Raw genomic sequence first — 3,352 nt, forward strand, 5'->3', positions numbered from 1 at the left:
TGCCAATACAATTGATTGCATTCCCCATCAGGCATGGCAAACAGGCTTAAACAAGTACCGGCATTTTGTTCAGCACGTTGTTTACAACGCGCTAAAAAACCTTGCTGAAATACATCGATACCTTGTTTAAGAAGCGTTAGTAAAGCGTCAATTTCATCACCAAGCTCTTGCTGAATCGTTTGTGCCTTAAGGCTTGGGTAACCATGGGGTACAGTAATAGGGTCTTGAATTAGAGCCTGTTTTTCGACGAGTAAATGATATAATTCTTCAGTGAGTAAATTAGCCACAAAAACCTCAAGGTATTGATTGATTAAGTGCCCCGGCAGTTCTCTACCGCGAGTGTAAATAAAAAAATAACCTCTTAAGCGGAGGGGCCACTCAAACTGGTTTTTAAGAGACTGGCGATTTCATCGGCGCTGGAATTGGCCGAAGAACGCGGTTCCTCTACGAGCAAAGCAGTAAAGTCCGTAGCGATTTTAGCCATTTGTTTATGCCGTTCGGTTTGCATAAAAAAGGTGGTTCCGGTCATATAGAGTTTCCAACCAATAGCCAGCAGGCCAAGACCTGTAGCCGCAATGACGATATTAGCGAGAATAGGTTTCCACAATGCGCGGTGTTGCATATCAAACATACTCTGCTGTAATCCTCGCTGAAACTTTCTTTGTGCGGCCTCTTGCTCTGCTTCATTTTGGGCATGAATGAATTGGTTGGCGAAGTGACTGAGACTGATTGCTAAGCAAAGGGCTTTTTTACCCTCCGTTTCGGCTTTCTTGTCATTGGGTTGATTATATAATTTCAGTCCGTGGCTTTTTAACTGATTAATCTTATTATAAAGCGCTAGAATTTGTTCGTTCCTCTTAACTGAGTAGGCTGGATTCGTTGGCGTTACTACCACAGGCAATAAATTCAAGGCTGCTTCAAAATCTTCTCTAACAATTATTCGCCGGAGGAGGATTTGCCCATTAACAAGATCCGCAGTGACGGCATCAAGACGATCGGCCGGCGGTAATAGCTCTAAAATCAGGCTAAAACCTTCTGGTATCTGTCTACTGGCAAAGTGCAAAATGCCCTCGTTATTAGCCGTCCTTGCTTCGAGGAGAGTAGCTAGCCGCTCCTCTGTGGATAACGAAGAAATAATAAGCTTCACTAACCCATAATTTTTATAGGTTATGGCAAATTCCAGGTTTGCAGAAAAACCAGCGAGTTGCGCAGTATTTTCAATAAGAAGCTGGTTAAGATCATCTAACTGTCCGCTATTAAAGAGTCCGCTTGTTATCATCGTACCCAGCTCTTCTGACGGGGTCGGAGCATAAGCCATAGCAGCAAGGACAATATCGCTTATGGTAGCTTTCCATTCCGGATATCGCAGATCGGGAATAGCTTGTTGTATTACTTCAAGAAAATGCTTTTGTGCCACTTGTTGCTCGGCATCGGTTTGCGCACTAATAACACGATTGGCAAAATGGCTAAGACTCATTGCCAGGGAAATGACTTTTTTGCCTGCTGCTTCAGCGTTTCTATCATCAACCTGGTTATATAATTCCAGGCCATCATTCTTCAACTGTTGGATATGCTCATAAAGCGTTGCAATTTGTTCGCTCTGCCTGGATGAGTGGGCTGTGTTTGTCGGGGGGGCGATTTCTGGCAACAAACTTAAGACGGTTTCAAATTCTTCACGGGAAGAGATGAGTTCGCTGGCACTTACGTCGTCGAACAACCGTTCAGCAACGACACGGAGGCGATCAGTCGGTGGCATCAGTTCTAATATTACTTTGAATGACTCTGGGTGAAAGATTGCGCGTAATAAGCCACTTCGGCTTCCTTTCTCGGCTGATAGTGCGGTTAGACGCACATGCTCTGGTAATAGACTCAACGTGGTATCCAAGGTTTCTGGGTCATCAGCGATAAGGTATAGAACCGTAGGGCGTTTCGCCGTCAGTGCAGTCAGGCGGTGCTCTTCGGGCAATAACCCCAAAATCCAATGGAAGTGTGAGGGCATTCTCATGGTGGCGAAAGCCAACATGGGGGTACCGTCAGATGTTTTGGCCTGGAGGAGAGCCGCCAGTCGTTCCTCAAGGGGTAATGAAGTAAGAATTAATTTGAGTAAGTCATGATTCTTGTAGCCGATGGCTATTTGCAGACTGGCAGAAAAACCACCCAATTGCTCAATCAGAAAAGCGGCAGGTTGCTCCTCTTGCGCCAATAAAGAGAAAATGAGTTTTACTAGCTCATCATTGTGATGATCGAGGGCAAACTGTAAACAGGCAGAAAAACCGCCCCATTTTTCCATATTATCAATAATGGCTTGATTAAGGGCGGTTAGTTGTTCCCCTAAAAAAATCCCACTTGCCATCATGTCTCCCAGTGACGTGGCATCGTAGGAAATTTGTGCATATTTGAATAACATGGGGTAATAACCTGGAGGAAAGGCAAGGAGCAGATCTAAAAGGACATGCATATCTTCAATAACCAATGCTTCCAGGTTTTTCTTAAGATAGTTTAGTGGGAGTGCCGTTGGGCTATCACTTACTGAAGATAAAGCATGAGACTTGCCATAGGACTGATGAATACCCTGTAATTGTTCGGGTGATAAATCCGGTCTGGTATCCAGAGTACCTGCATTATCCTTGTTATTTAAAATTTCTTGTAAATAGGCAGCAGCCTGCTCCACACAGTTTTCAGCTTTTAAATGCTTACACACGTAGTCCAATGAAACGCCAGATGACAGCGTTTCTAACTCTAATAGCGCCTCTTTCAGGGTGTCAGGAAGCGATTCCAAATAGCCAAAGAAATCGGTTACCGCTGTTTGTGCCTCAAGACTGGCATAGGTTTCCCCGGTTAAGGTTTCACCGCCTAAAAGAAACTGCTGGATGAATTCTTTAATAACTTCTCGTGGTGATTGACCTTTGCTTACTGCCAATAAATGTTGGCGTAGTTTTTTAAATGCTTCATTATGCTGATAAAGGGCTTCAGCTAACTCTGGATATTGTTGGAAGAGGCTGTTAAAGAATTTTGTATGGGTAGTAAACTCCCATTGCACGAGATCAGTCACATCAAAAAGCTGGCCGCCGCTTACGGCAAATTGGCTCAAGGCAGTACGAGAAGGCTCTTGGGTTAAACAGGCAAGATTGTTTGCTTCAAAATGAAAAACTGGATTTTTTACGCGTTCGCGCAGAGACTGTTGGCGATTTTCTTCCGTTACTTCATAGCTAATCAACATGGTGTTATCAGGAAGCAACAGCCGCAACATGTCTCCCATGGTCTTGGGCTCAAATAGACGTTCGGCAATTTGCCAATACAATTGATTGCATTCCCCATCAGGCATGGCAAACAGGCTTAAACAAGTACCGGC

Annotated in this window: 2 protein-coding genes; both read right to left on the reverse strand. The window is 44.3% G+C overall.

Annotated elements, in window-relative coordinates:
* The coding region (locus ACN4Z1_RS15825) for a hypothetical protein (protein WP_419413473.1) at positions 1–287 on the reverse strand (287 nt) is incomplete at its 3' end.
* A 74-nt stretch (positions 288–361) separates the two neighbouring features.
* On the reverse strand, positions 362–3,352 hold a 2,991-nt coding region (locus ACN4Z1_RS15830; protein ID WP_419413474.1), incomplete at its 5' end, for a hypothetical protein.

Origin of the sequence: Legionella sp. ST3F1 (assembly GCF_048553315.1) — a bacterium.
Taxonomy (GTDB): Bacteria; Pseudomonadota; Gammaproteobacteria; order Legionellales; family Legionellaceae; genus Tatlockia; species Tatlockia donaldsonii.